Below are 2,698 nucleotides of genomic sequence, written 5' to 3' on the forward strand. Positions count from 1 at the left end.
CGTCCGGCGGCGCGGCCAGTGGCCCGAACAGGGCCAGCGATTTGACCCTGCCGGGGTGCGTTACGGCGAGATGCTGGGCCACCACGGTTCCCAGCGAATGCGCAGCGACATGCGCCGCATCGACGTCCAGCTCATCGAGCAGTCCGGCCAACGCCTCCACATAGGCCGCGATGGACAGGCGCTTGGCGCCCAGCGCCGAGCGCGCGCTGCCCGGCAGGTCGGGACGGATGACCCGGAACCCATCGAATGCGCTCATGACGGGCGTCCAGGTATTCGAGGAGCCGCCCAGGCCGTGTATGCACAACAGTGCCGGCCCCTTGCCGTCGATCTCCACGGCCATGCCGTTGACGTGTTGCGTGCTCATGCTGCCGCCTCCTTTGTCAGTCCTGGTCTGCGCCGTCGTCGCGCCGGCAATTTTCAGGACTGTATCGGCGCGGGCATTTGCGCGCTTATCGCCGGGTGCGCGGACTTATCGCAGAGTCAGATTTTGAGCCTAGTGAATACACCTAGGGCGGACAAACGCGCAAACGCCCATAAAATTCCCTGAGCGCCGCACCCGCCCGTTCACAAGCTCTGGCTTGCGCGACGAGGCGATAAGAAAAACGGGAGACACAGATGCAGGAGACCTACGCCTTGCACGAGGGCGCGTTCGGCCGCGCCGTCGTGCTGGAACTGCGCGACGACCTGATCGCGCACGCGCATGCGGAAGTGCAACTGGCCCTCTGGCTGGGCGGCGCGCGCGTGCTGGGGCATGTCGGCCAGACCCCAGTCCCCTACAGCGAACACCTGGCGCTCGGCACCAATACCTACGAATCGCACGACGCCAGGCTGCTTGAACGATCCGGCCCGGCCATCTTCCTGGTTCTCTACATCGCCAAGCCCTGGCTGGACGAACGGCGCGCCGCCACCGGCCGGCCGTTCCACTTCGAGGCGCCCGGCGTCCCGATAAACGCGGCCGTGCGCCAAGGCTGTTGGCGCCTGCTGGATAAGATCGTCGCGCCGCACGAACACCCGGGAGCCGACCTGGATGCCGAGGTCGAGGCCTTGCTGCAAGCCGCGATCGAATCGTCCACCGGGCCGGAACGTCCGCGCAGTCTCATGCCCGCCACACCGACGTTGGATCGCAGGCTGCGCGCGGCAATCGCCTACATGCGCGAGCATGCCCATGAACCGATAGCAGTGGAAGAAGTCGCCAGCCGGGTGGGCCTGTCGCGCGGCCACTTCTTCGCGCTGTTCCGCGACCAGCTCAACACCACGCCGCAAGTCTTCTGGAGCGCCGTACGCGTAGAGGAAGCCGTGCGCCTGCTGGTGCACCAGGAGCAGCCCCTGACCTCGGTGGCGCTGGACCTGGGCTTCTCCACGCCCGGCAACTTCTCCCGCTTCTTCCGCGAGCACATGGGCGTGTCGCCGTCGCGCTTCAGGCGGGCGGCGACGGGAGCCGCTCAGCACCTGCTGACAGGAGTTTCCTGATCCGCCGGCCAGAAACTGTCCTCCCGACGGTCAAGCAGTAGCGGCAGTCACGCAGGACATGACCTTCGCGACACCCGTGCCCGGACGATCCTTGTTGAAATGCGCACCCCGGCTTTCATCGCGCGCACTGGCGGCCCGCACGATCAGATCCGCAACCAGCGCCAGGTTGCGCAGTTCCAGCAATTCCAGGCTCACGCCCTCGCGCGACAGTCGCGCCTCCATCTCCACGCGCAGCGGCCCAATGTAGGCCGCCGCACGCGCGAGCGACGCGTCGCTGCGCAGCACGCCTACGTCCCGGCTCATCAGCCGACGCAGGTCCCGCCGCAGCTCCGCCAGGTCCGCGCTCGCGGGATTGGTCCTTTCGTCGGCCGCCCGTGCGCGGCTTACCGTTGGCAAGGGAGCCTGCCCCAGGATGTCCTGCGCCGCCGCCCTGCCCATGACCACGCACTCCAGCAGCGAGTTGCTGGCCAGGCGGTTTGCCCCGTGCAGACCGGTGCAGGCGGCCTCCCCTACGGCATACAAGCCGGGCAGATCGCAGCGCCCCGCCATGTCCGCGACGATGCCGCCGCAGGTGTAATGAGCGGAAGGCGCGACCGGAATCGGATCTCTCGTGATGTCGATGCCCAGCGCCAGGCAGCGCGCATGGATGGTGGGAAAGTGTGCACGCAGAAACGCCGGCGGCTGGTGGCTGATATCGAGGTGCACGCATTCCAGCCCGTGGCGTTCGATCTCGCTCTGGATGGCACGGGCGACGATGTCACGCGGCGCCAGTTCGGCTCGCGGGTCGTGCGCCAGCATGAAGCGGGCGCCGTCCAGCAGACGCAGCACGCCGCCCTCGCCGCGCACGGCCTCCGAAATGAGGAAACCGCCCGCTTGCGGGTGATGCAGGCCGGTGGGATGGAACTGTGTGAATTCCATGTTGGCGACCCGGCAGCCTGCGCGCCACGCCATGGCGATGCCGTCGCCGGTGGCGGCAGCCGGCGCCGTCGTCGTCTGGTATGCCTGCCCGGCGCCACCGCTGGCCAGCACCACGTGACCGGCTGCGGCGTCGAAGATCCGTCCGCTGCGCAAATCCAGCAATCGCACGCCTTGGCAGCGCGCTCCTGCGGCGCCCGCAGCGCCGTCCAGGATCAGGTCCACGGCGCAATGCGCTTCCAGCAGCGTGATGCCGGGGTGCCGCCGCGCCCGCTCTTCCAGCGCCGCGATGATGGCGCTGCCGGTCGCGTCC

At 68.3% G+C, this 2,698-nt stretch carries 3 protein-coding genes; 1 reads left to right on the top strand and 2 read right to left on the bottom strand.

Translation table 11 applies throughout. The features are described from left to right. Positions 1 to 364: alpha/beta fold hydrolase (locus VIR09_RS15485; RefSeq protein ID WP_332013670.1), on the bottom strand; the 364-nt coding region annotated here is incomplete at its 3' end. A gap of 251 nt (positions 365 to 615) precedes the next feature. On the opposite strand from VIR09_RS15485, the gene VIR09_RS15490 reads away from it, so the two are divergent. Next, complete coding sequence (locus VIR09_RS15490; protein WP_332013671.1) at positions 616 to 1,470, top strand: AraC family transcriptional regulator; 855 nt, start codon at positions 616 to 618, stop codon at positions 1,468 to 1,470. Between the two features lie 30 nt (positions 1,471 to 1,500). Here the strand turns inward: VIR09_RS15490 and VIR09_RS15495 are convergent. Then, positions 1,501 to 2,698 (bottom strand): L-aspartate oxidase (locus VIR09_RS15495; RefSeq protein ID WP_332013672.1); only part of this gene is annotated, 1,198 nt, incomplete at its 5' end.

It is taken from the genome of Achromobacter sp. (assembly GCF_036567245.1).
GTDB lineage: Bacteria > Pseudomonadota > Gammaproteobacteria > Burkholderiales > Burkholderiaceae_B > Achromobacter.